Origin of the sequence: Streptomyces uncialis (assembly GCF_036250755.1) — a bacterium.
GTDB classification, from domain to species: domain Bacteria; phylum Actinomycetota; class Actinomycetes; order Streptomycetales; family Streptomycetaceae; genus Streptomyces; species Streptomyces uncialis.
In genome coordinates this window covers 6,842,947-6,868,499 of the sequence record NZ_CP109583.1, presented here as the reverse complement: position 1 = coordinate 6,868,499, position 25,553 = coordinate 6,842,947, and the positions used below count along the sequence as shown (strand labels likewise).

Sequence of the window (25,553 nt, the reverse complement as noted above, 5' to 3'; positions counted from 1 at the left end):
CAGGGGCGGCGGCCCACGCCGTTGTGCGGCACCCGCACGAAGTCATTCCGGGGAGGGCGTGTTCGCGCGCTCCCAGGTGTTGATCGCTTCGGCTGCCTGGTCCGTCGTCTTCTCCAGGCCGGAAACATGGTCGGGTCTGGTCGCGTCCAGATCCTTGAACGCGCGGACGGCCGCGATCCGCTTCTTCCAGCAGGCGCGGAACCGCGGCTCCGATATCCCCGGCTCCGTGAGGCCGGCGACCTCGACCGGATAGGCGACGTACACAAGGAGCGGTTCGCTCTCGACGCGGCCCGCCGTCCCCTCGTTGTAGTCCAGCCGCACGGTGAGGTAGTAGAGCGCTCCGCCCGGTGTGTACTTGCCCAGGCCCTTGGTCCCGAGTTCGACGACGAAGCGGTCGACCTTGTCAGGTTCGACGGCCTGGGAGAGGTCCAGCGGCTTCGAGTAGGCGAGATCCGTGTCGGTCGCGGGCAGTTCGACCTGGTAGGTGTACGAGACCGGGACCGCGTACGGCAGCGGGCAGAACGGCAGGGTACGGGCCCGGTGAACCCTGATCTCCGCGCGTTTGACGTAGCTGACGGCCCGCCCCTTGTTGCGCACCTTCACATCGAGCTCGGCCGGGTTGCCCCGGTCGCCCACGGAGATGTCGACGATCGCCAGCCTGGCGTCCTCGGGGGACGGGGACAGAAAGGGCGGGGTAAGCGACGGGCCACTGTCCTTGCCCCGGTCGGCGGGTTTCCCCGAGCTGCCGCCTTCGGCGCTCCCGCCCTCCTTCTTGTCCCCCTTGGCGAAGACCACGGGCAGCGCCGCCGAGCCGAGACCGAACACACCCGCGACCAGGGCCGTCAGGAGCGGGACGGCGATCGCGGTCCGCTCGGCGGTGCCCAGTGTCGCCCAGCGGGCCCGGCCTCGCGCCCACCGGCCGGGTGCCGGAGCGACGGGGGAGGGCTGCGTGGGCGGGGTCTCGGGCGGAGGCGGGCCGGGTGCGGGAGTCGGACCGCGCGCCCCGTCAGGGCCCCCAGCGGGAGCCGGGTCGGGCGGGGTCCGCCGCTCGGCGGGCGGGGCGTCGGGTCCGGAGGGTCGCGGGACCGGGCCCGGGGGCGTCGGGTCCGGAGATGGGTTCGTCACTCGGCCTGCTCTCCCGGGTCGCTCCCCCGACTGCCGGTCCCCCGCGGATCACTCCCGCGCGCCGGCCCGTCCAGCACGCCCCGTACCGCGCGGGAAGCAACAGCCTAGAAGCCCGGACAGCACGAGGGCGGAGGTTTCCCCGCATAAGGAACATGAGCGATACACGGGGACAGTCCATTTCCTATGCCACCGGCCCCGGCTCCTCCGTCGTTGTCCCCAAGTACCGCCCCGGGGACGTGCCGACCGTGCGGCGGAAGGCGGCGAGGAAGGAGCTCGGGGTGGCGTAGCCGACCGTTCTCGCGACGCGGGAGACCGGGTGGCCCTCGGCGAGGAGAGGGAGGGCCGCGCGCAGCCGGGCGTGGGTGCGCCAGTGGTCGAACGTCATACCGGTGTCGCTGGTGAACAGCCGGGTGAGGGTACGGCGGCTGACCCCGATGGCGCGGGCGTGGACCTCCAGGCCGCGCGGGTCGGCGGGGTCGGCCAGCAGGGCGTCGGCCACCGCGCGTACCCGGTCGTCCACCGGGTACGGGACGTCGATCGGGGTGGTCGGCAGTGGGCGCAGCAGGTCCACGGCGACCGCTTCGGCGCGCAGCCGGGCGTCCTCGGGGAGGTCGTCGCGGGACAGATGGGCGATCAGATGGGCCAGCAGGCCGTCGACCACGACCGGGGTCGGGTCCGGCCAGTCGATCGCGCAGCGCTCCGGCGGGAAGTAGAGGCCGTGGAGCAGCGCGCCCCGGGTGGCCCCGGTGCTGTGCCGTGTCCCCGCCGGTATCCACAGGGCGCGGGTCGGCGGAAGCACCCAGTACGCGTCGCCGATACCCACACCGAGGACGCCGCCCCGGGTCCACGCGAGCTGGTGGTGGGTGTGCGCGTGGGGTGCGATCCACTCCCCCGACTCCAGCGGGAACGTGCCCACCACGATCGCGCCGGGCGCGGCGGGCGGGGGGCACAGTCCGTCGCCTGCGGGGGGTATGTACCGCCGTGCTCGTGTCACGTTCCCGGCCATGACGTGGTCCTTCGCCCTCGGTTGTCCTCAGCTCGCTATCACCCGTCCTCGTAGCGTATCGCGGCCGGAGCGCGCGTCTCCTAGCGTCGATCACATGCTCATCCCACCTGCTCCCGGGCCTTTCTCCGCCCGCCCTTCCGGTACGGCACGTTCCGCCGGTTCCGCCAGTTCCGCCGATTCGGCTCGTTCCGCCGACCCCGCCGGTTCCGCCGGTTCCGCCGGTTCCGCACGTTCCGCCGATTCCGTTCGTTCCGCCGCCGACTGCGGCCGTCCCACCACCCGCTCCGCCTCCGCCTCCGGAGGCGTCCGATGACGGCCCCCGTGAAGCGGCGCAGGGCGCCGCTGCTCGTGTTGTGCGGTGTGCATTTCATGCTGGTGCTCGACGACACCGTGGTGAGTGTCGCGCTGCCCACGCTCCGCGCGGAGCTCGGGTTCGGGACCGGTGGGCTGACCTGGGTGGCGAACGCGTATCTCCTCGCGTACGGCGGGCTGTTGATGCCCGCCGGGCGGGCCGGGGATCTGTACGGGCGGCGGCGGGTGTTCCTGCTCGGTGTGGCGCTCTTCGGGGTGGCGAGCCTCGGGTGCGGGCTCGCCCAGGAGCCCTGGCAGCTGGTGGCCGGACGCTTCGCGCAGGGCGCGGGCGCCGCGCTGGCCGGGCCTGGCGCCCTGGCCCTGCTGACCCTGCTCTACCCCGGGGACGGGGAACGGGCGCGGGCCCTCGGGCTGTGGGGCGGGCTGGCCGCGCTCGGTGGGACCACGGGGCTGGTGGTGTCCGGGGCGCTGACGGGGCTCGCGTCCTGGCGGTGGATCTTCCTGGTGAATCTGCCGGTCGTCCTGGTGACCCTGTTCCTGGTGCCCCGGCTCGTCGACGAGAGCCGCGCGCCGCGTGCGCCCCGGCTCGACATCCCGGGCGCGGTGCTCGGTACCGGGGCCGTCACCGCTCTGGTGTACGGGCTGATCCGGGCCGGGGACGCGGGCTGGGGCTCCACGGCGGTGACCGTTCCGCTGCTGCTCTCGGCCGTGCTCGCGGGGGTGTTCGTGGTGGTCGAGCGGCGTGCGGTGGCGCCGATGGTCCCCCGGGGGTTCCTGGCCGACCGGGTCCGGGCCGTCAGCAACGGTACGGGGCTGCTGTTCACCGCCGTGTTCTTCGCGCTGTCGTTCCTGCTGATGCTGCGGCTCCAGACCGCGCTCGGGTACGGGCCGCTGCGCGCGGGGCTGGCCTTCGTACCGTACGGGCTCGCCATCCTCGCGGGGGTGTGGCTGTCGTCGCGGGCGGTGGTCCGGATCGGGGTGCGCCGGACCCTGGTGTCGGCGTTCCTGGTCGGCGCGGTGGGCCTGTTGACGCTCGCGCAGGTGTCGCCGGGTGACGGGTATGTGGTCGGGGTGCTGCCCGGCGTCCTGCTCGCGGCCCTCGGTTCCGGTCTCGGCGCCCCGGCCCTCGCGGTCGGCGGGGTCAGCGGCACCACGGAGGACGACGCGGGGGTGGGCTCGGCGGTGCTCGGGTCGGTGCAGCAGGTGGGCGGCGCGATCGGTATCGCCGGGCTGGTGACGCTGGCCGTACGTCAGGACCCGGGCGGCGGGCACGGGGCGGCGGCCCTCGACGGGTACGCGTCCGCGCTGTACGTGGCGGCGGGGGTGATGGTGCTCGGGGCGGTCCTCGTCCATACGTTGTTCCCGGCGGTTCCGGGTACCCGCGCGGCGCCCGAATCGGCCGGGACGCGGTGAGGGTTTCGTGGGCGCGGGGGGTGGTTGTCGTGACGGGTGTGCGGCGGTGCGGGCAACGCCCCCGACCAGCGGCGTTGCCCCGTGTCCCGCCCCGCCGGGTGGTTGTTGTCCCCGCGGCGGAAGTTGCTAACGTGATCGCTGGGCCGGGCGGACACGGGGCGTCCGGCGGACACGGGGAAGGGCGCGGCCATGGGGTGGGACGAGTGGGACCAGCTCAAGTCCCAAGTGGCAGAGCGCCACACGGGGATGCAACTCAATCAGGTGCCTGTGGAACCGGGCGCTCCCGGCGGCGCCACGGACACCGGGGGCGGCGGGACGCTGCGGCACGCGGGCAAGCCGTGGAACCAGGCCGCGGACACGGCGGGTGAGCTGCGGACGAGCACGAGCGCCGCGAAGAAGGAACTGACCGACGCGCATACGGGGGTCGCCTCGGGCGCCGCCGGGCTCGCGAGTCTGGGCGCGCTCACGGAGGTGCTCGCCTCCTGGGAGAAGCGGATCGGCGCGGTCCGTGACGAGTGCGACGCGCTGGAACCGAAGTTGCGGCAGGTCGCGAAGGATCTCACCGGGGCCGATGTCGCCGCGGGCGGCCGGGCGGACGCGGTCCGGGCGCCGGAGGGCGCCAAGTGACCTCGGCACTGACGTGGCAGCAGCTGCGCGACCTCACCCTGACCGAGCTGGACGACGCGGCCGACGGCTGGGCGGCGGTCGCCCGCCGGGCGGACGCCGCGGGCACCCAGGTCGACGGGGACATGGCCGGGACGCTGTCCAAGTCCCAGGAGAGCGAGTCGGCGAAGTCGGCCGTGGGCCGTCTCAAGCGGCTGAGCGGCAACTTCGACTACCTCCGCACCGAGTGCGGACTGATCCGCTCGGCGGTGAACGGACTGTCCCAGGAGCTGGCCGCCCCCAAGCGGCGGCTCGGGGCGGCGCTGGACGACGCGGGGGCCAACTCGTACACGGTCAACGAGGACGGCAGCGTCGCCTATCCCTCCGGCGGCAAGAACGCGATGACCGGTGGGCCGAACCCCGGCGGGACGGCCTTCGGCAACAACGGCATGCTCGCGCCTCCCGGGGCGTCGAACGGCGGGCTGTCCGGTCCGCGGCTCGGCACCCAGGGGCCGTACGGGCCGGGGCTCGGCGGCGGTCCCACGCTGACGCCCGGCGGCGGGCAGCCGATCAAGGGCGTGTACGAACCGAACCCGCACCAGGCGCGGGCGCAGGAGATCGCCGACTCGATCGCCCACGCCCTGCGCGAGGCCCGCGAGATCGACGGCCGGTACCAGAAGGCCCTGGGCGAGCTGAAGGCCGCGCCGGGGCTGACCGTCGACGCGAAGACATGGGCGGACATGGCCGCGGACGCCGGCACGGTCCGCTCGGCCGCGCGGACGTATCTGCTGGACGAGGTCCCGCTGGACAAGCCGGCCGCCGCCCGGGAGAGCTGGTGGGCGGGGCTCAGCCAGGAGCAGCGCGAGGAGTACCTCGCGGTGTACCCGGATGTGATCGGCAATCTGGACGGCATCCCCTCCGTCGTCCGGGACGAGGCGAACCGGGAGAACCTCCAGCTCCTGATCGCCAAGCTGGAGGGCCAGGGCGACGAGAAGTCCCAGTCCCAGCTCGGCGGGCTCAAGGAGATCGACCGTCAGCTCCAGGAGGGCAGCCGTCCGCCGATGATGCTGCTCGGCATCGGCGACGAGGGCAACGGCCGCGCGATCGTCAGCTACGGCAACCCGGACACGTCGAAGAACGTCTCGGCGTATGTGCCGGGACTGGGGACGGCCCTGGACTCCGACTTCGCGAAGAACGACCTCAAGCGCGCCCGGGACACGGCGATCGGGGCGCAGAAGTACGACGAGTCCAGTGCGTCGATCGTATGGCTCGGTTACGACGCGCCTCAGCTTCCCGACAACGACAATCTGCTGCACAGCGGGGCCGTGATGAGTCCGGAGCGGGCCGAGAAGGGCGCTCCCGACTACAACAGCTTCATGAGCGGGCTCGCGACGACCAACGAGAAGGGTGATCCGCACCTCACGGCGATCGGCCACTCGTACGGTTCACGGACGGTCGGCGCGGCGTCCCAGCTGGACGGGGGCATTCCCGGCGCGGACGACATCATTCTGATCGGCAGCCCGGGGGTGGGCGTCGACCGGGCCGAGGACATGGGCGTGGGCAAGGAGAATGTGTACGTCGGCGCCGCGGAGAACGACCCGGTGTCCAAGCTGCCGTCCAAGGAGGAGGCGATCGCGTATCCCCTCAGCGGGTTCGTCCCGGGAGGGGCCATCCTCCGGGAGGTGAGCGATCTGGGCGACGACGATCTGTGGTTCGGCAAGGACCCGGCGAGCGAGGCGTTCGGGGCCCAGCGCTTCGTGGTGGACGACGGCCCCCGACCGATCATCGACGGGGAGGGCGCGACCCCCGCGCACTCGAACTACTTCAATCCGGAGAAGGACCACGTGTCGGCGAACAACATCGCGAAAATCGTCGCTGGACAGCCCGAGACGATCTCTGTGGAGCGGCACCGGTGAAGGCACGAGGGAAGTACGCCGTGACGGCGGTCGCGCTCTGCGCGCTCGTCACGGGGTGCGCGGAGACGAAGACCTCCGGTTCGGAGAGGGCGAGGAGCGAGATGAACATGCAAGAGGCGGCGGAACGGGCGGACGCCCTGCTCGACCTGACGTTCAAGGCCATCCGGCCGCCGGTGCAGTGGGCCCATGGCGACACCACGACCGGGAGCTGCGATCTGTCGCGGCGCCGGACGGTGATGACCGTGATCTCCGAGCAGATGCGGGGCAGCTTCCTCGGTGTGGTCGAGCGGGCCTGGGAGAAGGAGAAGGTCCGTATCACCCATGTCGACAAGAACAAGGAGTTCCCGGCCCTGTTCGCCAAGACGGCGGACGGCTTCGGTGTCAGCCTGACCATCGGGGCCAAGGGACAGGCGTTCTTCGAGGTATCGACCCCCTGCGTCGAGGAGTCCGAGGTAGCGGAGCCCACGGCCGAGCCGAACGGGCCGTCCTACGAGGATGTCGATCCCATCCCCCGGCCCAATGTCCGTTCCCCCTTCTGGTCGGCGGACAAGGCGCCCTGAGCGGCGGCACGGACCACCCGTACGGCCTGGAAAAGGGGGCGAAAGCCCCAGGTCGCCGCATACAAGACCTTCCGTTCGAGTGGAACGTCACAGTGCGTAGCTCTGCTGCGCCTCAAGCGTGAGGGCCTAGCATCTGAGCATGACGGTCCTGCCTGACGACGGGCTTTCGCTGGCCGCCGAGTTCCCTGATGCGACCCATGCGCAGTGGCAGCGCCTCGTGGAAGGCGTACTGCGCAAGTCGGGCAAGGAGGTCTCGGGCGACGACGCCGAGGAAGCGCTGTCCACGACGCTTGAGGACGGGCTCAGCACCCGGCCGCTTTACACCGCGCGGGACGCGGTGGCCGATACCGGGTTCCCCGGCTTCGCCCCCTTCGTGCGGGGCGGACGCCCCGAGGGAGCGACACCGGGCGGCTGGGACGTGCGCCAGCGGCACGCCGGGAGCGATCCCGCGCGGACCAACGAGGCCGTGCTCGCCGATCTGGAGAACGGCGTCACCTCGCTGTGGCTCACCGTGGGTCCCGGCTCCGTGCCCGTCGACGGGATCGGGCGGGCGCTGGACGGCGTGTACCTCGACCTCGTGGCGGTCGTCCTCGACGCGGGTGACGCCTCCGGGGCCGCCGGACGCGCGCTGCTGGAGTTGTACGGCGAACGCGGGGTGCGGGCCGACGAGGCGCGCGGCAACCTCGGGGCCGATCCGCTCGGGTACGCGGCGCGCTCCGGACGGGAGCCCGGCCCCACGGACTGGACCGACGCCGTGGACCTGGCGCGGACCACCACCGGCCGATGGCCCGGGGTCCGGGCGCTGACCGTGGACGCGCTGCCGTTCCACGAGGCCGGTGGATCGGCCGCGCAGGAGCTCGGGCTCTCCCTGGCCACCGGTGTGGCGTACCTGCGGCTGCTCACCGACGCGGGGCTGAGCGTGGACGAGGCGGTCGGACAGCTGGACTTCCGGTACGCGGCGAGTGCCGACCAGTTCCTGACGATCGCGAAACTGCGGGCCGCCCGGCGGCTGTGGGCGCGGGTCGTCGAGGTGTCGGGGGGCGGCGCGGGCGCGCAGCGCCAGCACGCGGTGACCTCGTCGGTGATGATGACCCGGCGCGACCCGTATGTGAACATGCTGCGGACCACCCTGGCGACCCTGGGAGCCGGGGTCGGCGGCGCCGACGCGGTCACGGTGCTGCCGTTCGACGACGCGATCGGGCTGCCGGACGCGTTCGCGCGGCGGATCGCCCGGAACACCTCGGCGGTCCTGGTGGAGGAGTCGCATCTGGCGCGGGTCGTGGACCCGGCGGGCGGGTCCTGGTACGTGGAGCGGCTGACCGACGAGCTCGCCCACGCGGGCTGGGAGTTCTTCCGCGAGGTGGAGCGGGCCGGCGGAGCGGCGGCGGCACTGCGGTCCGGGTTCACCGGGGAGCGGCTGGCGGCGACCTGGGCGGCGCGCGGCAAGCGGCTGGCGACCCGGCGGGAGCCCATCACGGGCGTCAGCGAGTTCCCGAACCTCGGGGAGCGGCCGGTGGAGCGCGAGCCCGCGCCCGCCCCGGTCTCCGGCGGACTGCCCCGGGTACGCCGCGACGAGGCGTACGAGGTGCTGCGGGCCAGGTCGGACGCGTATCTGGCGCGGACGGGTGAGCGGCCGAAGGTGTTCCTCGCGGCGCTCGGTCCGGCCGCCGCGCACACCGCGCGGGCCTCGTTCGCCGCGAACCTGTTCCAGGCCGGGGGGATCGAAACCGTCCATGACCCGGTGTCGGTGGACGCCGCTACGGTCGCCGCCGCGTTCACCGCGAGCGGTGCCACGCTCGCGTGTCTGTGCTCCAGCGACCCCGTGTACGCGGAGCAGGGCGCGGCGGTGGCCGGCGCGCTGCGGGCGGCGGGCGCCGCACGGGTGCTGCTCGCGGGCAGGCCCGGTGAGGTCCCGGACGTGGACACGTACGTCTTCGCGGGCTGTGACGCCGTCGCCACCCTCACCTCCGTACTCGACTCCCTGGGAGTGTCGTGATGGCGATCCCCGATTTCACCGGTGTGGAGCTGGGCGACGGCCCCGGCCAGGGCTCCGAGGAGCAGTGGCGTTCGGCGCTGAAGGAGTCCACCGGCCAGGACGACGGCGAGCTGTCGTGGGAGACCCCGGAGGGCATCCGCGTCAAGCCGCTGTACACCGGGCGGGACCTGGAGGGCCTGGACTTCCTGGACACGTATCCCGGGGTGGCGCCGTATCTGCGCGGGCCGTATCCGACGATGTACGTCAATCAGCCGTGGACCATCCGGCAGTACGCGGGGTTCTCGACGGCGGAGGAGTCCAACGCGTTCTACCGGCGCAATCTCGCGGCCGGGCAGAAGGGGCTGTCGGTCGCGTTCGACCTGCCGACGCACCGGGGCTACGACAGCGACCATCCCCGGGTGACGGGCGATGTGGGCATGGCGGGTGTCGCGATCGACTCGATCTACGACATGCGGCAACTGTTCGACGGCATCCCGCTGGACCGGATGAGTGTGTCGATGACGATGAACGGCGCGGTGCTTCCGGTGCTGGCGCTGTACATCGTCGCCGCCGAGGAGCAGGGCGTACCGCCGGAGAAGCTGGCCGGGACCATCCAGAACGACATCCTCAAGGAGTTCATGGTCCGCAACACGTACATCTATCCGCCGAAGCCGTCGATGCGGATCATCTCCGACATCTTCGCGTTCACCTCGCGGCGGATGCCCCGCTACAACTCGATCTCCATCTCCGGGTACCACATCCAGGAGGCGGGGGCGACGGCCGATCTGGAGCTGGCGTACACCCTGGCCGACGGGGTGGAGTACCTGCGGGCGGGGCAGGGTGCCGGGCTGGACGTGGACGCGTTCGCGCCACGGCTGTCGTTCTTCTGGGCGATCGGCATGAACTTCTTCATGGAGGTCGCGAAGCTGCGGGCGGCGCGGCTGCTGTGGGCGAGACTGGTCAAGGAGTTCGGGCCCGGGAACCCCAAGTCGCTGTCGCTGCGGACGCATTCGCAGACCTCGGGCTGGTCGCTGACCGCGCAGGACGTGTTCAACAATGTGACGCGGACCTGTGTGGAGGCGATGGCGGCGACGCAGGGGCACACCCAGTCGCTGCACACCAACGCGCTGGACGAGGCGCTGGCCCTGCCGACGGACTTCTCGGCGCGGATCGCCCGCAACACCCAGCTCCTGATCCAGCAGGAGTCGGGCACGACCCGGGTCATCGACCCATGGGGCGGCAGCGCGTACGTGGAGCGGCTGACGTACGACCTGGCGCGGCGGGCCTGGGCGCACATCCAGGAGGTCGAGGCGGCGGGCGGGATGGCGCAGGCCATCGACGCGGGCATCCCGAAGCTGCGGGTCGAGGAGGCGGCGGCCCGGACGCAGGCGCGGATCGACTCGGGGCGCCAGCCGGTGATCGGGATCAACAAGTACCGGGTCGAGACCGACGAGCAGATCGATGTGCTGAAGGTCGACAACTCCTCGGTGCGTGAGCGGCAGCTCGACAAGCTGCGGCGGCTGCGCGCGGAGCGGGACGAGCAGGTGTGCCAGGACGCGCTGCGCGCGCTGACCCGGGCCGCCGAGGACGGTCCCGGGCCGGGGCTGGAGGGCAATCTGCTGGCCCTGGCGGTGGACGCGGCCCGGGCCAAGGCGACGGTCGGGGAGATCTCGGACGCCCTGGAGAAGGTCTACGGGCGGCACGCGGGTCAGATCCGTACGATCTCGGGTGTGTACCGCACCGAAGCAGGTGAGTCGCCGTCCGTGGAGCGCACCCGGGCGCTGGTGGACGCCTTCGAGCAGGACGAGGGCCGCCGTCCGCGCATACTCGTCGCGAAGATGGGCCAGGACGGCCATGACCGGGGGCAGAAGGTGATCGCGACGGCGTTCGCGGACCTCGGCTTCGACGTGGACGTGGGCCCGTTGTTCCAGACCCCGGCGGAGGTCGCGCGGCAGGCGGTGGAGGCGGATGTGCACATCGTGGGTGTGTCGTCGCTGGCGGCCGGGCACCTCACGCTCGTCCCCGCGCTGCGGGAGCAGCTCGCGGAGGAGGGCCGGGAGGACATCATGATCGTGGTCGGCGGGGTGATCCCCCCGCAGGACGTGGCGGCGCTGCACGAGGCGGGCGCGACCGCGGTGTTCCCGCCCGGCACGGTCATCCCGGACGCGGCGTACGACCTGGTGGTGCGGCTCGCGGACCGGCTCGGGCACGAGTCCGGGGAGCGGTGAGCCGACGGGCATGGCGAGGACGATCGATCTCGACGCCTACACGAAGGGCGTGCTCGACGGGAAGCGGGCGTTCGTCGCGCGGGCCGTCACCCTGGTGGAGTCCACGCGCGCCGACCACCGGGAGCAGGCGCAGCGGCTGCTGACCGAGCTGCTGCCGCACTCGGGCCGCGCCCGGCGGGTCGGCGTCAGCGGGGTGCCGGGTGTCGGCAAGTCGACGTTCATCGACGCGCTGGGGACGATGCTGACGGGGCTCGGGCACCGGGTCGCGGTGCTGGCCGTCGATCCCTCGTCGACACGGACCGGGGGTTCGATCCTCGGGGACAAGACCCGGATGGAGCGGCTGGCGGTGGACCCGGCGGCGTTCGTGCGGCCCTCGCCCACGGCGGGCACGCTCGGCGGGGTCGCCAAGGCCACCCGGGAGTCGATCGTGGTGATGGAGGCCGCGGGGTACGACGTGGTGCTGGTGGAGACGGTCGGGGTCGGGCAGTCGGAGACGGCGGTCGCGGGCATGGTCGACACGTTCCTGCTGCTGTCGCTGGCGCGGACCGGCGACCAGTTGCAGGGCATCAAGAAGGGCGTCCTGGAGCTCGCGGACGTCATCGCGGTCAACAAGGCCGACGGCCCCCATGAGCGGGACGCCCGCGGGGCGGCCCGTGAACTGGCGGGCGCGCTGCGGCTGATGCACGCGGCGGACGCGGCCTGGACTCCCCCGGTGCTGAGTTGCAGTGCCCGGGAGGGCACCGGGCTGGACACGGTGTGGGAGCGGGTGGAGGAGCACCGGGCGCGCCTTGAGGCGACGGGCCGGCTGGCCGCCAGACGCCGGGACCAGCAGGTGTCGTGGACCTGGGCGATGGTCCATGACGAGCTGCTGGACCGGCTGCGCACCCATCCGGGGGTCCGGGCCCTGGCCCCTTCCCTGGAGCGGCGGGTACGGGACGGGGAGCTGACGGCGACACTGGCGGCCGAGCGGATTCTCGATGTGTTCGGGGGCGGGGGCGGGGGCGGGGGCAGCGCGGGCACCGGGGCCGACGGGGCTGCCGGAACGCCCGGGGCGGCTGGAGCACCCGGAGCCACCGGAAGCGACGGGGCCGATGACGGGCCGTCGGGCGGGGACTCGGGCGGGGCGTCCGGCTGACGGTCCCGCGGGGTCACCCGGTCCGGTCGCCGAACCCGTACACGTTGAAGCGGTACGCCTCGATGTCCGCGCGGCGGACCCGGGCCAGCAGGGACAGCAGGGCGCGGGTCGGCTGGGGCACGGCGCGGCGGACCTCGGCGGGCAGCCGGGCGAAGGTGCGGGTGTCCTCCAGGGTGACCGAGGGGTGCCAGGCGGCGGGTGCGGCGGGGTCGTCGCAGCGCCAGACCATCCGGGCGGCGACCTTGCTGAGGACGTCGTGCCGGTCCTGGCCGTCGATCATGTGGGAGGACGCGGTCTCCAGGGCCAGCCTGGCGCCGGGGAGCCGTTCGGCGATCATGCGGAACACGTCCCGCACCTGGTCCTCGGGCAGATAGATCAGGACGGCCTCGGCGGCCAGGAAGTACGGGCCGGGGCTCTCCCGCACCGCGTCGGTCCAGGCCGGGTCGGTGACCGACAGGGCGAGGGTGCGGCGGCGGTCGGTGTCGGTGAAGTAGCGGCGGCGCAGGGCCGTCACATCGGGCAGGTCCAGGTCGAACCAGTGGACGTGCCCGGTGTCGAGGCGTTCGAAGCGGGTGTTGAGGCCGGTGCCCAGCTCCACGACCGTCCCGCCGGGGTGTTCCTGGAGGAACGCCCGTACCCAGTGGTCGAAGAGCAGGGTGCGCAGATTGGAGCCGACGAGGCTGCGGGCGCCGTCGAAGCGGGAGAAGTCGTAGTCGAGGGACTCGACCATCTCCACCGCCTTGGGGTCGCTGAGCATCCCGTGGCGTTTCCTCGTCTCCAGCGCGCGGGCGTACAGGGGGATCAGCAGGGTCTCCTGGATCTCGCCCAGTTCCGGGACGTGCTTGGGTTCCCCCGAGGGGGAGGCGGGGTGCGTGTCGGGCACGGTGCTCACCTCTTCGTCGCTGCGGACGTCTCGCGGGACACCCTAGGTTAGGCAAGCCTAAGTTTCACCCGTTCGGCCGTACTCGGTTCGCCGTGGCGCTCCGTACGGCACACGCTCGGGGCACCGGTTCCTTGGCGGTCCGAGGCCCGCCGCTCAGCACCGAGGGACCGCGTTCCGACGGGAGAACCCCATGAGCAGCACGACACCCCCGCCCGCGGGCACCCCGCGGACGGACCGGCCCGACCACCGCCGCGACAGCTGGATCACCGGCGGAACCGTCTTCGCCGGGGTACTGATGATCGTCTCCGGTGTGCTGTCGGTCCTCAACGGCATCGCGGCGCTCGCCAAGGACGATGTGTACGCGCGGGTCGGCGACTACGTCTTCGGGTTCAGCCTGACCAGCTGGGGCTGGATCCACATCGTGCTGGGCGTGCTCGTCGCGATCGTCGGCTACGGCATCCTGAAGGGCGCCGACTGGGCGCGTGCCACGGGTGTCGGACTGGCCGCGCTGAGCGTCGTCCTCAACTTCATGTGGCTGCCGTACCTGCCGCTGTGGGCGCTCATCTCCATCGCCATCGGCATCTTCGTGATCTGGGCGCTGTGCAGCGGGGCGGGCCGCGAGGAGCGGGTGCTCTAGCGTCCACCCCGTTGTCCGCGGGGCGGCCGGGCGGTGTCCGGCACGCTCCGCGGCGGGTCCGCCCGGTACGCCGGGCGGACCGCCCACGGCGGCCGGCGGCACGGGCCCCGGTGCCGTGAGCTGGAGGGAGCGGCCATGTCCGACGAGTTGGAGTCCCTGGCGGCCGACGCGTACGTCTATGGGTTCCCGCTGGTCAGCGGTCTGTCGATGATGGACCGCTTCGTCCGGGTGGGAATGGGCGTGCTGCCGCCGACCCCGTTCAACCGGTTCGCTCACGCCACCCGGCTCGCCGCTCCCGACACACGGTTCGTCTCCGTCAACAACGACACCGTGTACTCGATCGCCCAGCTGGACCTGTCCGGCGGCCCGCTGCTGCTGCACACCCCGGACACCGGCGGCGCGTACCACGTCCTCCAGTTCGTGGACGCGTGGAGCGCCAACTTCGCGTATCTGGGCAGCCGGGCGACCGGTACCGGCGAGGGCTCGTGGGCGATCGTCCCGCCGGGCTGGTCCGGCACCGAACCGGCCGGGGTGCGCGGGGTGATCGACGCGCCGACCCCGGTGGTGACGATCGTCGGCCGCAACGCGTGCGCGGGCCCCGCGGATCTGCCCCGGGTCCGCGCCCTCCAGCAGGAACTGACGCTGACCCCGCTGGGCGAGCCGCATCCCACCGGGCTGCCCACCCCCGATCCGGCGGTGCCCGGGGCGCTGCGGTTCTTCGAGCGGATGCGGGTGTGGTCGGCCGACTTCCCGCCCGCCGCGCCGGACCAGGCGTACCAGGAGCGGTTCCAGCCGCTGGGGCTGCTGGAGGAGGGCCCGTCGCCGTACGCGTCCGCCCGTCCGGAGCTCGCGGAGGCGCTGGAGGCGGGGCTGACGGAGGGCGCGCGGCGGGTCGAGGAGGCGAGCACGGCCCCCGCGGCGGACGGCGGGGAGCCGGGTGCCTGGGTGTCGGACCCGCATCTGTTCGACCACAACCTCGACCACTTCGGTGTGGGCACCCTGGACGAGGCACGCTGGAAGGCCTCCGACCGTACCGCTTCGTACCTCCGGCGGGCGGTCGCGGCGCGTGCCGGGCTCTGGGGCAACCACGGGTACGAGGCGGTGTACGCGTACACGTTCCGCGACGCGGACGGTGAACCGCTCACCGGCGACCGCCGGTACACCCTGACGTTCGACTCCCCGCCGCCGGTGGCCGCGTTCTGGTCGGTGACCATGTACGACGTCCCCGAGTACCACCTGGTGGCCAACCCCGTGGACCGCTACTCGATCGGCGACCGCACCCCGGGGCTGGTGCGCGGCACCGACGGCTCGCTCACGATCCGCATCCAGCACGACCCCCCGCCGGACGAGGCCAACTGGCTCCCCGCCCCCGAGGGCGCGTTCCGCCCCATGATCCGGCTGTACCTGCCGCGGGAACCGGTCCTCGACGGCTCGTACACGCTCCCGCGGATCGAACGGGTCCGTACGGGGTGAGCGGGCGGGACGCGAGGGCGGGCGGAGGGGACACGTCCGGCCGCGGTCTTCGGGGCCCGGGACCGGGGAGCGTCACACGCCCGGTTCGGCGCTGACGACTCCCGCGGCGATCGCCGCCGTCAGGGCCGTGTGGTCCTTGGCGTTCTGCTCGGCGTAGCGCACGGCGAAGTCGGCGACCGAGCGGTCGAAGGTGTCGCCGCGGCCCAGATATCCGGCGAGGGCGATACGGTCGCCGGAGCGGGCGTGGGCGCGGGCCAGGGCCGTGCCGCACAGACCCGCGTAGCGGACGAGCCGGTCGGGGCCCAGCGCGGCGAGGTCGGCCGTCGCCTTCATGTCGCGCAGCTGGCGCCAGTAGAAGGCGCGGCCCTGGGGGCCGGTCATCCAGCCGAGGAAGATGTCGCCGGACGCCTGGAGCAGCCGCTGTCCGGCGACCACGCGGTGCCCCGGGTGATCGAACGGCCCGGACGGCAGATGCTCCTCCAGGACGGACGGGCCCGCCTCCTTGATCTGGAGGAACAGCGGGTCGTCGCCGTCCCGGCCGGCGAGCAGCACGATGAAGCAGCGGGTGCCGACGCTGCCGACGCCGACAACCTTGCGGGCGGCGTCCACGAAGCGGAACCGGTCCAGCAGCAGCCTTCGTTCCTCGGAGAGCGTCGAGCGGTAGTCGTTGAACATCTTGCGCAGTTCGGTCATGTCGGGGGCGCCCAGCCGCTCCACCAGCGGCGGATCGTCCCGGATGCGGCGCCGGCCGTCGATGACCTCGGTGAGCTTGCCGAGCGCCTGGAGGCTGGTGCGGCGGCGGGCCCGCGCGAAGGTGGCCCGCGCCTGGGCCCGGCCGCCGGGACGGATCAGCTCCAGCAGCGCGTCGGTGTCGAGCCGGGTGTACCAGACGTCCAGTTCGCCGCGCTCGGCGAGACGGCGCATCGTCAGCCGGTAGCGCTTGACGCTCTCCCGGGCGGCGGCACGGGCCTGGCCACGGCCCAGGCCGTTCTCCCGGGCGGCGACGGTGGCGCTGGCGGCGAGCCGTTTGACGTCCCACTCGAAGGGGCCCGGGAAGGTCTCGTCGAAGTCGTTGAGGTCGAAGAGGAGGGCGCGTTCGGGCGAGGCGAAGAGCCCGAAGTTCAGCAGATGGGCGTCGCCGCAGAGCTGGACGGTGAGCCCGCTGCCGTCCAGGGCGGCGAGATCGGCCGCCATGACCGCGGCGCCGCCCCGCAGGAACGCGAACGGCGACAGCGCCATCCTGCCGTACCGGATCGGCAGCAACTGCCGTACCCGGTCGGCGTCCTGGCGCTCCAGTACGGCGACCGGGTCGGGGCGGCCTGCGGCGGGTATCCACGCGCCGTGGGCACTGCGCGGTACGAGCTTGCGGGCGCGGCGGCCCTGCTCGGCACGGGCCGCGGGGGTACGGTCCGCGGGCCTTCCCACGGGCGTGTTCACCCCGCGCCCCGGGCTCCGGCGGACTCCGGTGCGGTCGAGAGGTTCCTCGGCATGGGCAGCCTCCGGGGTGCGCCGCGTGGTTCCCCCCAGTGAACGGGACCGGCCGACGCGGCGCACCGCCGGTTGCGTCGAACGGGTGAACGCTTCCGGTGGCGCCCGGGGTTCCTGGAGCGGACCCCGGGCGGCCGTGGGCTGCTCCGCCTCTCAGCGGTTGTAGCGCATGAAGGCCCGGACCATATGGCAGGTGATGTCCGACGGGGGGTGGATGCCCACGCGCTGGGCGGCGGAGCGGATGGTGCGGTTGTGCGCCTGGTTCGGCAGGTAGACGCCGGCGTCGAGCAGCGTGATGGCCAGGCGCATGGCCTTGAGCCGGCGGTTGTGCGTGACGTACCACTCGCGCGGGCGTCCGGCGGGCAGCGGCTGCTTCTTCGGCGGGGCGATCGGCAGGGTCTGGTCCATGAGTGCGGCAGCGGGCACGGGCTTCCTCCTGTCGTGGCCGGGGGCTCCTCGCGAACCCTCGAACACTGCCCCCATTCTACCGCCCCCCACCGACAAAAGCCCCTGGCCAGGGGCTTTTGAGTAAATCGAACAGATCGCCTTCGCTTGCGCTTCTGAGGTCCGTCCGGCGGGACGCACTCCGTTCCTGTGCCGTCGCTCGTGGGGTGCGCAGTTCCCCGCGGGTCGCCTTCGCTTGCGCTTCTGAGGTCTGTCCGGGTGGGCGCACCTGTTTCCTGTGCCGTCGCTCGGTGGTTTTGCGCAGTTCCCCGCGCCCCTATCGGGGCGCCATCTGCTGATTCTTCGGGGCGGGGCCGGTCGGGATTCTCCGTCCTCGCTCCAACGCGCTCGGTCGGACATCCCCCCTACCCGACTGAAGAGCATCGGAGTCTGCGGGCAGAGATTCCCGCCCACCCCCTTCGGAGGCCGGGCGACTGCGCGAGGAGGGGGGTTTGAACCCCGGCCGGGGTTGGCGCCCCCAAGGGGGCGCGGGGAACTGCGCGAAAACGAGGAGCGACCCGCACCCGAAGAGCGACCGCAAGGGGGCAGCATCCAGGGGCGCGGGGAACTGCGCGAGCAACCAAGGACCATCCGCACCCGAACGGGAACCGCAAGAGGCGCGACCCAAGGGGCGCGGGGAACTGCGCAAAAAACGAGGGCGACCCGCACCCGACGAACAACCGACCGGGGCAGCATCCAGGGGCGCGGGGAACTGCGCACCCGACGAGCGACGGCACAGGAACAAGTGCGCCCACCCGGGCAAACCTCAGAAGCGCGAGCGAAGGCGACCTGCGGGGAACTGCGCACCCACGAACGCCCCGCACAGGGACAGGTGCGCCCAGCACAGGGGACCTCGGAAGCGCAAGCGAAGGCGGGGCGTTGAGTCGGGGGGGAGTTTGGTGCGTACCTGTCACCACACCGGCCCGGCGGACCGGGAGGCGGGAGGGGCGGGCCCGCCGTGCGACACGACCGGACGACGGAGGACGGTATGGAGCGAGACGGGCACGACGACACCGGACAGGAGATCGTCCGGCTGCTGCGCGAGGTGGCGGACGGACTCGGCGCGCTGGCCGCACGGTTCGCCGCGCGCCACGGCACGCACCCCACCGACATCCGAGCCCTGTCGTGTCTGCTCGACGCCCGCGACACGGGCGTCCCGCTGACCGCCGGACGGCTCGGCGCCCGGCTCGGGCTGAACTCGGCCGGGACGACCGCGCTGGTCGACCGGCTGGAGCGGCTCGGACATGTCCGCCGGGTCCCCGACGCGCACGACCGCCGCCGGGTCCTGGTCGTCCTGGAGGAGACCTCCGTGCCGTTCGGCAGATCCGTCCACGAGCCGCTGGCCGAGCGGTCCGCGATACTGCTGAAGGGGTACGACGAGCATCAGCTCGCCGCGCTCCGCGAGTTCCTGGAGGACGTCCGCGCGGCCGTGCGGCAGCGCACCTGACCCCCGCGCGGGTGAGCGACGGGTAACACGGGGTTCATCGACGGGCAATCACCGGGAAACCGCGCCTTGACACTGTCGTAGCAGCACCACCGCACCGCCGGTGCGCAGACGCCCCTAAGGATGTGTCCCGTGACGTTCAAGGCTGAGTACATCTGGATCGACGGTACCGAGCCGACCGCGAAGCTCCGCTCGAAGACGAAGATCCTGCCCGGCGCCGCCGCGGGTCTCGCGGAGCTGCCGCTGTGGGGGTTCGACGGGTCCAGCACCAACCAGGCCGAGGGGCACGCGTCGGACCGGGTCCTGCGGCCGGTCTTCGTCTGCCCGGACCCGATCCGCGGCGGGGACGACATCCTGGTGCTGTGCGAGGTGCTGAACACGGACATGACCCCGCACTCGTCCAACACGCGCGCGCTGCTCGCCGAGGTCGAGGAGCGTTTCGCCGGTCAGGAGCCGGTCTTCGGCATCGAGCAGGAGTACACGTTCTTCGCCGGTGAGCGTCCGCTCGGCTTCCCCGTCGGCGGGTTCCCCGCGCCGCAGGGCGGCTACTACTGCGGCGTCGGCGCCGACGAGATCCACGGCCGTCCCGTCGTCGAGGCGCATCTGGAGAACTGCCTGACGGCGGGCCTCGGCATCTCCGGCATCAACGCCGAGGTCATGCCCGGTCAGTGGGAGTTCCAGGTCGGCCCGCTGGCCCCGCTGGAGGTGTCCGACCAGCTGTGGGTGGCCCGCTGGCTGCTGTACCGCACGGCCGAGGACCACGACGTGTCGGCGACCCTGGACCCGAAGCCGGTGAAGGGCGACTGGAACGGCGCGGGCGCGCACACCAACTTCTCCACCCGTGCCATGCGCGGGGGCGCGGGCGCGTACGACGCGATCATCACGGCCTGCGAGTCGCTGGGCGAGGGTTCCAAGCCGATGGACCATGTCAAGAACTACGGCGCGGGCATCGACGACCGGCTGACCGGACTGCACGAGACGGCCCCCTGGAACGAGTACTCCTACGGGGTCTCGGACCGCGGCGCCTCGGTCCGTATCCCGTGGCAGGTCGAGAAGGACGGCGAGGGCTACATCGAGGACCGCCGCCCGAACGCCAACGTCGACCCGTACGTGGTGACACGGCTGATGGTGGACACCTGCTGTGCCGCGCTGGAGAAGGCCGGCCAGGTCTGAGCCCCGGCGGCGGCGCCCGTGGGGCATCCACCCCGACCGGTGGGTGGCCCACGGGCGCCGCCGCGTTGTCAGTGGCGCGTGCGAGGGTGGAACCCGGGTCGGGCGCTGCCCCGGCCCGGCCGTGCGGACGGTGCGCGGCGGATGATCCAGGGTCCGGGCGGCCGGGCGCGGCAGGGGGAGACGATGGGGAACGGAAGCTGGACCGGGGCCAGGCAACGGCCGGACGGGACGTTCGAGGACGGCGGCGCGGCGGGACTGCCCGTCAAGGTCGAGTCGGAGGACGGTTCGGTGACTCTGGCGCCGTCGCCCGGGCAGCTGCGCGAGCTGGTCGGGCGGATCGGTGGGCAGGACGACCACTTCCTGGTCGTCCAGCGGGTGCCCGACCTCCCCGATGTGTTCGTCCAGGTGTGGCACGTCACCGGCCGGGAGTACCGCCTGGAGCACCGCGAGAGCCGTTCCCGTTTCTTCGGTACGGTCATCGCCCCGCAGGGCGTTGAGCAGGTGGCGGAGGCGGTCCTCGGCTGGGCGCGCGGTGACGAGGACTGGGGCCGGGACCTGCGCTGGAAACCGGTGGACGTGGACCCGCCCGAGGAGGTGCCCCCGCTCCCCGACGAGCTGCGCGAGCCGGTCGAGGAGCGGATACGCGAGCTCCTGCGCTGCGGCTATCTCGACCGGGAGGGTCTGGCGGAGGCCGCCGAGGAGTGGCTGGTGGGTTCCGAGGAGGCGGAGCGGGCGGGTCCGGCGCAGGACGACCGCCCGGTCTCCCCCGAGCAGGCCCGTGTCCTGGTGGACGGGCTGTGGCTGGAGCGGGTCGCGGAATCGGCGCGGTGGACGGGGACCACCGATCCGGAGCGGCTGACCCGCGCGTTCGCGGCGCTGGAGGGCGCGGGGATCACCGCCCGGGAGGACTTCACGTGCTGCCGCGGCTGCGGACTGGCCGAGATCGGGGCCGAAGCGGCGGACGGCGCGCGGGGGTTCGTCTTCTTCCATGAGCAGCAGACGGAGGCCGCCGCGGCGGGCGGCGGGCTGTTCCTGCTGTACGGCGGGTTCGACGGCAGCGCGGCGACGGCGGCCGCGGTGGGCCATGAGGTGGTCGCCGCGCTGTCGGCCGCCGGGCTGTCCACCCAGTGGGACGGGTCGGCGGGGACCGCCCTGGTGGTCAGCCCCCTGGATTGGCGTAAACGCCTGGTGGGTTGAGGGTCGGGAGCGACAAAATCGCGCCAAGGAGGCGTCCGACCCTTGAGAGGAGGCTCCTGCCGGACCCATGGGTCTGGTTCAATGGCGGCATGGCCAGCTACCGGAACGCGACGACGGGACAACCCGACGTGTACACCCTGGAGCCCTTCTGGCCGTCCCGACAGCACCACGACTTCGATCGGGTGTGTCGCCGCGCACGGAACGCGCGGGCCCTCTAAAGCCGTTCACCCGGCCTTCGGCCAGCGCGCACGACGTACGTCCTCGACGACCTGAGCCACGCGCTCACCGTCCTCGAACTCCCACGACGACATCTCGCGCGAAAGAGCTGACCCCTCATGGCGAACACCCGTTCCTTCCCGGCGAACCCCTCGTCCCCCTCCTATCCGGGCGGCCCCTATCCGGCCGCCACCGCGTACTCCTCCGGCGCCCCCGGCCCGTCCGCCGCGGCCACGGCCCCCGCGTCCTACGGCAAGCCCCTCGGCGGCCCCGCCCCCCGGCCCGGGACCGCCGGGCCGGCCGCGCGGCGCGGGCTGCGCGCCGTGGACCGGGACGAGGTCGTCGATGTGACGGACTTCCTCCCGCCGGGCGCCACCTGGCTGCCCGCGCCCCAGCACGCCCTGCCCACCCTGCCCGGCCAGCCGCCGATGATCGGGTACCTCGTCCTGGTGCCCGCCGATCAGCAGCGGCTGCTGCCCGTCCCGTCCGTGGAGGACGACGAGGACGGCCCGGCCCGCTCCGGTCCGCTCGACGGGGACACCCTCGTCCAGGTGGACGCGGTACGGCGGACCGCCCGGGTGCGGGGCCGTGATCTCGACCTGACGTACCTGGAGTTCGAGCTGCTGGCGCATCTCGTGGCGCATCCGCACCGGGTGCACACCCGCGACCAGCTCGTCACCACGGTGTGGGGCTACGGGCATGTCGGTGACGGGCGCACCGTGGACGTCCATATCGCCCGGCTGCGGCGCAAGCTCGGCGCGGAGCACCGTCAGGCGATCCAGACGGTCCGCCGGGTCGGCTACAAGTACGCGCCCCCGACCGGCTGATCCCCAACCGCCCGTATACGCCCGCGCGTTCGGGGTCCCTCGCCCGGCCGCGGGCGTCCGCCACCAGCTGAATCGTTTCTCCCTGCGCGGAACGCCATTCCGTTCCGGAACCGGTCCTTGCACAGTCGACCCATGAAACTACTGATTCTGGGCGGCACCGAATTCGTGGGACGGGCCATCGCGGAGGAGGCGGTCCGCCGGGGAGAAGAGGTGACCGTCCTCCACCGGGGCCGGCACCGCGCCCCGGACGGGGTCACCTCCCTCATCGGCGACCGGACCGCTCCCGACGGACTGGCCGCACTGGCGGACGGCACCTGGGACGCCGTCGTCGACACCTGGTCCGCCGCACCGACCGCCGTACGGGACAGCGCACGGCTGCTGACCGGCCGGGCCGCCCACTACACGTACATCTCCAGCGCGTCGGTGTACACCTGGCCGCCGGGCCCGGACCATGACGAGTCCCATCCCGTGGTGGACGGCTCGCCCGACGCGGCGGCGACCGACTACGCCCAGGACAAGCGCGGCGCCGAACTCGCCCTGCGGGACGGGTTCGGCGCGGACCGGAGCCTGCTGCTGCGCGCCGGTCTGATCCTCGGCCCGTACGAGAACATCGGCCGGCTGCCCTGGTGGCTGAGCCGGGTCGCCCGGGGCGGCGATGTCCTCGCCCCGGGGCCGCGGGACCTCCGGCTTCAGTACATCGACGCACGTGACCTGGCCGCCTGGGCGCTCGACGCGATCGCCGCCGGGTTGACCGGCCCGTACAACACGGTGGGTCCGCAGGGTCACACCACGATGGGCGAGCTGCTGGACGCCTGTGCCGAGGCGACCGGCTCCGCCGCCCGGTTCCGCTGGACCGATCCGCGGGCGATCCTCGACGCGGGGATCTCGCCCTGGACGGAGCTGCCGATCTGGACCCCGCCCGGCTCGGAGGAGCACGAAGGGGTGCACCGTATCGATGTGTCCCGCGCCCTCGGCGCGGGGCTGGTCTGCCGGCCGGTGGCCGAGACGGTGGCGGACACCTGGGCCTGGCTCAGCGCCCTGGACGGCCGGGCCCCGCAGCGTCCCGACCGCCCCCGGCTGGGCCTGGACCCGGACCGGGAGGCCCTGGTCCTGGCCGGTACGCCGGGTACGGCCGGACCGACCGGCTGACCTGCGACCACGCGTCACCCGTGGCGTTCGCCCTCGGCCGTGCCCTGTGCGGCGGTTGAGGGCGAAACGCTCCCGGAGACTCCTACGAATCACCCCCCGGGCCTGAACATCCGTACCGGCACCCCCGTATGGAACGGAGCCGCTTCACCCCTGCCGAACGACCACGGCGCGGCAAGGAAGCAGAGGAGTTCCATGGGACACACATCACGCAAACGCCGGACGACGAAGGCCCAGCGGGCCATGGCGGCGGCTGCCGCGCTGGTCATGGGGGCGGGCGGACTGGTCGTGGCCAATGTCTACGCCTCGGCGTCGGGGACCGTCCCCCGGGACGGGGGCGAGCTCCGGCAACTGGTCGCGACCATCGACTGCCCCGACGTGGGCAACGAACTCACGGAGGTACCGGACGGGGCCCGCGCGGAGGTGGACGGTGAACTCGCCGCCCTCGACAGCCAGATCACCGAGTCCTACCGGCGGCTCGCCGACTCCCGGGACGACGCCGCACGCGATCCGGGCTTCGTACGGGACAGCATCCTCACCCCGCTCGGGAACGACCGGGCCGCGGCCCTCGAACGCATCCAGGCCCGTATCCGTGGCAACGGCGGCACCCCGCCCCGGCGCTTCGACTCACTGGCCGCCTGCACGGGCCGCACCCCCGAGGGCGACCGGACCACCGCGGACGGCGACGGGGGCGGTGAGGGCGAGCGCGAGGGCGGTGACCGGGAGCGCGACGGCGGGCAGCGCGGCGGACGGTCCGGCGGTGGGCAGAACGGCGGCCAGGGCGAGGGAAGCGGCGGCGGCAACGGGCAGGCGGGCAACGGGCCCGTCGCCGCCGACTTCGCCGACATCCGGTCCGTCCGGCCGAACGTCCAGGTGCCCCGGTCCGGGCGCGGCGCGTCCCGGGGCACGTTCTCCACGAGCTGCGGCACCAACCGGAACCGGTTGTTCAATCCGGACAACGTGATCGTGGCACCCGGGGTGAGCAACGGCGCCCACCATATGCACGACTATGTCGGCAACCAGGCCAACAACGCCTTCGCCGATGACCGGACGCTCGCGGCCGGTCGCACCAGCTGCCGCGACCAGGGAGACAGGTCGTCGTACTTCTGGCCCGTGCTGCGGGTGCAGAACGGGCGGGCCGAGGCGGACGCGGACGCGGACGGCGGCGGCCTGGACCGCAACGTCGGCCGGATCCGGACGCCGAGCGAGGTGACCCTGCGCTTCGAGGGCAACCCGCGCTCACGGGTCGTCGCGATGCCGCGCTTCCTGCGGATCATCACGGGCGACGCCAAGGCCCTCACCAACGGCACGGCGAACGCCAACGCCTCCTGGAGCTGCACGGGCTTCGAGAACCGCCAGCTCAGGGACAAGTATCCGCTGTGCCCGCAGGGCAGCCAGGTCGTCCGGACGTTCCGCTTCCAGAGCTGCTGGGACGGCCGCAACACGGACAGCGCGAACCACCGGACGCATGTCGCGTTCACCGATCCGCGCTCGGGCGCCTGCCCGTCCGGCTTCAAGGCGATCCCGCAGCTCGTCCAGCGCGTCGTCTACGACGTCCCGCCGCGACGCAACTTCGCCGTGGACTCGTTCCCCGAGCAGCTCCACAAGCCGGTGACCGACCACGGGGACTTCATCAACGTCTTCGACAACCGGCTGATGAACCGGCTGACGGACTGCGTCAACCGCGGCCGGCGCTGCTCCTGAGCCGTCCGCCGAACCGTCCGTACGGCGGATGGCCCCCCGGCCACCCGCCGCACGAACCGGCTTCCCCCCGGCCCCCGTCTAATGCCCGCCGTGCCCGGGAGCCCCGGTGCCACCGGGGTCCGGGTGCTGCGGGTCCGTGCCGTGGGCGGAGCGCTCCACGTCGCCGCCCAGTTCGGCGCGCAGCGCGCCGACCATGTCCGGCCCCGCGACGGCGACCCAGCGGCGGCCCACCAGATAGGTGCCGCCGTAGTCCTTGGCGCCGTTCAGCCACTCCCGCTGGCCCCGGTCGGTGGTGAAGGTCGCGAGGACGAACCGGCCGTCGCCGGTGCGGCAGTCGGCCTGGCGCAGTTCGTCGGTCGCGGCGCGGGTCTCGGGCGCGCAGCCCACCTCGGCGGCGAGCTCCTCCAGGGTGCCGGTGGCCGTCCGGGGGATGCCGGGGCCGTCGTCGCCGCAGCCGGTCAGCGCGGCGAGCAGGGCCACCGCGCTCACGGCGGCGGACCGGGCCCGCCACCGGGGCCGGTCGGCCGTCCCGCCACCGTCCCCGCCGCGTCCGTTCCCCGGGTCCCGCGTCGGCCGCCTCATCGTGCCCGCCTCTCCGCCCACCGCTCGCCGGTCCTGGCCGGTCCCGGCCGGGGGTCCGACCTCCGA

The 25,553-nt window shown here is 73.0% G+C and carries 21 protein-coding genes; 15 read left to right on the top strand and 6 right to left on the bottom strand.

The genetic code is table 11. From position 1 onward, the window contains the following. Positions 1-42: 42 nt before the first annotated feature. A complete protein-coding gene (locus OG711_RS28735; RefSeq protein ID WP_329561372.1) occupies positions 43-1,125 on the bottom strand; it encodes a hypothetical protein in 1,083 nt (360 codons plus the stop codon). Between the two features lie 181 nt (positions 1,126-1,306). Further along, a complete protein-coding gene (locus OG711_RS28730) occupies positions 1,307-2,131 on the bottom strand; it encodes a helix-turn-helix transcriptional regulator (protein WP_329561370.1) in 825 nt (274 codons plus the stop codon). A gap of 309 nt (positions 2,132-2,440) precedes the next feature. On the opposite strand from OG711_RS28730, the gene OG711_RS28725 reads away from it, so the two are divergent. From OG711_RS28725 to meaB, 7 genes are all read left to right on the top strand, one after another. Next, the gene (locus tag OG711_RS28725) at positions 2,441-3,856 is read left to right on the top strand and encodes an MFS transporter (protein WP_329561368.1); all 1,416 of its coding nucleotides are present in this window, start codon (positions 2,441-2,443) and stop codon (positions 3,854-3,856) included. Positions 3,857-4,045: 189 nt separating this feature from the next. Continuing rightward, positions 4,046-4,483: a hypothetical protein gene (locus tag OG711_RS28720; protein WP_073791398.1), complete on the top strand. Its 438-nt coding sequence runs from the start codon at positions 4,046-4,048 to the stop codon at positions 4,481-4,483. Beyond that, entirely contained in the window at positions 4,480-6,375 is a 1,896-nt protein-coding gene (locus tag OG711_RS28715) for an alpha/beta hydrolase (RefSeq protein ID WP_329561366.1), read from the top strand. The genes OG711_RS28720 and OG711_RS28715 overlap by 4 nt, the downstream gene beginning before the upstream one ends. Continuing rightward, positions 6,372-6,935, top strand: coding sequence for a hypothetical protein (locus OG711_RS28710; protein WP_329561364.1), 564 nt, complete (start codon positions 6,372-6,374; stop codon positions 6,933-6,935). Before OG711_RS28715 ends, OG711_RS28710 begins: the two co-directional genes overlap by 4 nt. Positions 6,936-7,074: 139 nt before the next feature. Next, positions 7,075-8,931 carry a methylmalonyl-CoA mutase small subunit gene (mutA, locus tag OG711_RS28705; protein WP_329561362.1) on the top strand — a complete coding sequence of 619 codons (1,857 nt, stop codon included), beginning with the start codon at positions 7,075-7,077 and terminating at the stop codon, positions 8,929-8,931. Next, entirely contained in the window at positions 8,931-11,138 is a 2,208-nt protein-coding gene (gene scpA, locus OG711_RS28700; protein ID WP_329561360.1) for a methylmalonyl-CoA mutase, read from the top strand. The genes mutA and scpA overlap by 1 nt, the downstream gene beginning before the upstream one ends. Before the next feature lie 10 nt (positions 11,139-11,148). Then, positions 11,149-12,273: a methylmalonyl Co-A mutase-associated GTPase MeaB gene (gene meaB / locus OG711_RS28695; RefSeq protein WP_329561358.1), complete on the top strand. Its 1,125-nt coding sequence runs from the start codon at positions 11,149-11,151 to the stop codon at positions 12,271-12,273. A 13-nt stretch (positions 12,274-12,286) separates the two neighbouring features. On the opposite strand, the gene OG711_RS28690 is transcribed toward meaB, so the two are convergent. Next, entirely contained in the window at positions 12,287-13,156 is an 870-nt protein-coding gene (locus OG711_RS28690) for a class I SAM-dependent methyltransferase (RefSeq protein ID WP_329561356.1), read from the bottom strand. Positions 13,157-13,346: 190 nt separating this feature from the next. Here OG711_RS28690 and OG711_RS28685 point away from each other — a divergent pair, with 190 nt between their 5' ends. Further along, positions 13,347-13,793 carry a DUF7144 family membrane protein gene (locus tag OG711_RS28685; protein ID WP_073791409.1) on the top strand — a complete coding sequence of 149 codons (447 nt, stop codon included), beginning with the start codon at positions 13,347-13,349 and terminating at the stop codon, positions 13,791-13,793. Between the two features lie 135 nt (positions 13,794-13,928). Further along, positions 13,929-15,266 (top strand): DUF1254 domain-containing protein, encoded by a 1,338-nt coding sequence (locus OG711_RS28680; RefSeq protein ID WP_329561354.1) that lies wholly within the window; start codon positions 13,929-13,931, stop codon positions 15,264-15,266. Between the two features lie 72 nt (positions 15,267-15,338). Here OG711_RS28680 and OG711_RS28675 read toward each other — a convergent pair whose 3' ends face one another. Next, complete coding sequence (locus OG711_RS28675; protein ID WP_266514605.1) at positions 15,339-16,691, bottom strand: DUF2252 domain-containing protein; 1,353 nt, start codon at positions 16,689-16,691, stop codon at positions 15,339-15,341. A gap of 216 nt (positions 16,692-16,907) precedes the next feature. Then, the gene (locus OG711_RS28670) at positions 16,908-17,162 is read right to left on the bottom strand and encodes a hypothetical protein (protein ID WP_073791414.1); all 255 of its coding nucleotides are present in this window, start codon (positions 17,160-17,162) and stop codon (positions 16,908-16,910) included. A gap of 1,024 nt (positions 17,163-18,186) precedes the next feature. Between OG711_RS28670 and OG711_RS28665 the strand changes: the two genes are divergently transcribed. The 6 genes from OG711_RS28665 (at position 18,187) to OG711_RS28640 (ending at position 24,905) form a co-directional block, all read left to right on the top strand. Beyond that, positions 18,187-18,645: a MarR family winged helix-turn-helix transcriptional regulator gene (locus OG711_RS28665; RefSeq protein WP_099284004.1), complete on the top strand. Its 459-nt coding sequence runs from the start codon at positions 18,187-18,189 to the stop codon at positions 18,643-18,645. A gap of 129 nt (positions 18,646-18,774) precedes the next feature. After that, positions 18,775-19,815: a glutamine synthetase gene (glnII, locus tag OG711_RS28660; RefSeq protein WP_266514610.1), complete on the top strand. Its 1,041-nt coding sequence runs from the start codon at positions 18,775-18,777 to the stop codon at positions 19,813-19,815. A gap of 183 nt (positions 19,816-19,998) precedes the next feature. Continuing rightward, positions 19,999-21,012 carry a DUF6891 domain-containing protein gene (locus OG711_RS28655; protein WP_245876868.1) on the top strand — a complete coding sequence of 338 codons (1,014 nt, stop codon included), beginning with the start codon at positions 19,999-20,001 and terminating at the stop codon, positions 21,010-21,012. Positions 21,013-21,347: 335 nt separating this feature from the next. Beyond that, positions 21,348-22,055, top strand: a complete 708-nt coding sequence (locus OG711_RS28650) for a winged helix-turn-helix domain-containing protein (RefSeq protein ID WP_329561348.1) — start codon at positions 21,348-21,350, stop codon at positions 22,053-22,055. Between the two features lie 132 nt (positions 22,056-22,187). Further along, positions 22,188-23,204, top strand: a complete 1,017-nt coding sequence (locus OG711_RS28645) for an NAD-dependent epimerase/dehydratase family protein (RefSeq protein ID WP_073791423.1) — start codon at positions 22,188-22,190, stop codon at positions 23,202-23,204. Between the two features lie 192 nt (positions 23,205-23,396). Further along, positions 23,397-24,905: a DUF1996 domain-containing protein gene (locus OG711_RS28640; protein ID WP_329561346.1), complete on the top strand. Its 1,509-nt coding sequence runs from the start codon at positions 23,397-23,399 to the stop codon at positions 24,903-24,905. 78 nt (positions 24,906-24,983) lie between these two features. Here OG711_RS28640 and OG711_RS28635 read toward each other — a convergent pair whose 3' ends face one another. Beyond that, entirely contained in the window at positions 24,984-25,487 is a 504-nt protein-coding gene (locus OG711_RS28635; RefSeq protein ID WP_329561344.1) for a hypothetical protein, read from the bottom strand. Between the last annotated feature and the right edge of the window lie 66 nt (positions 25,488-25,553).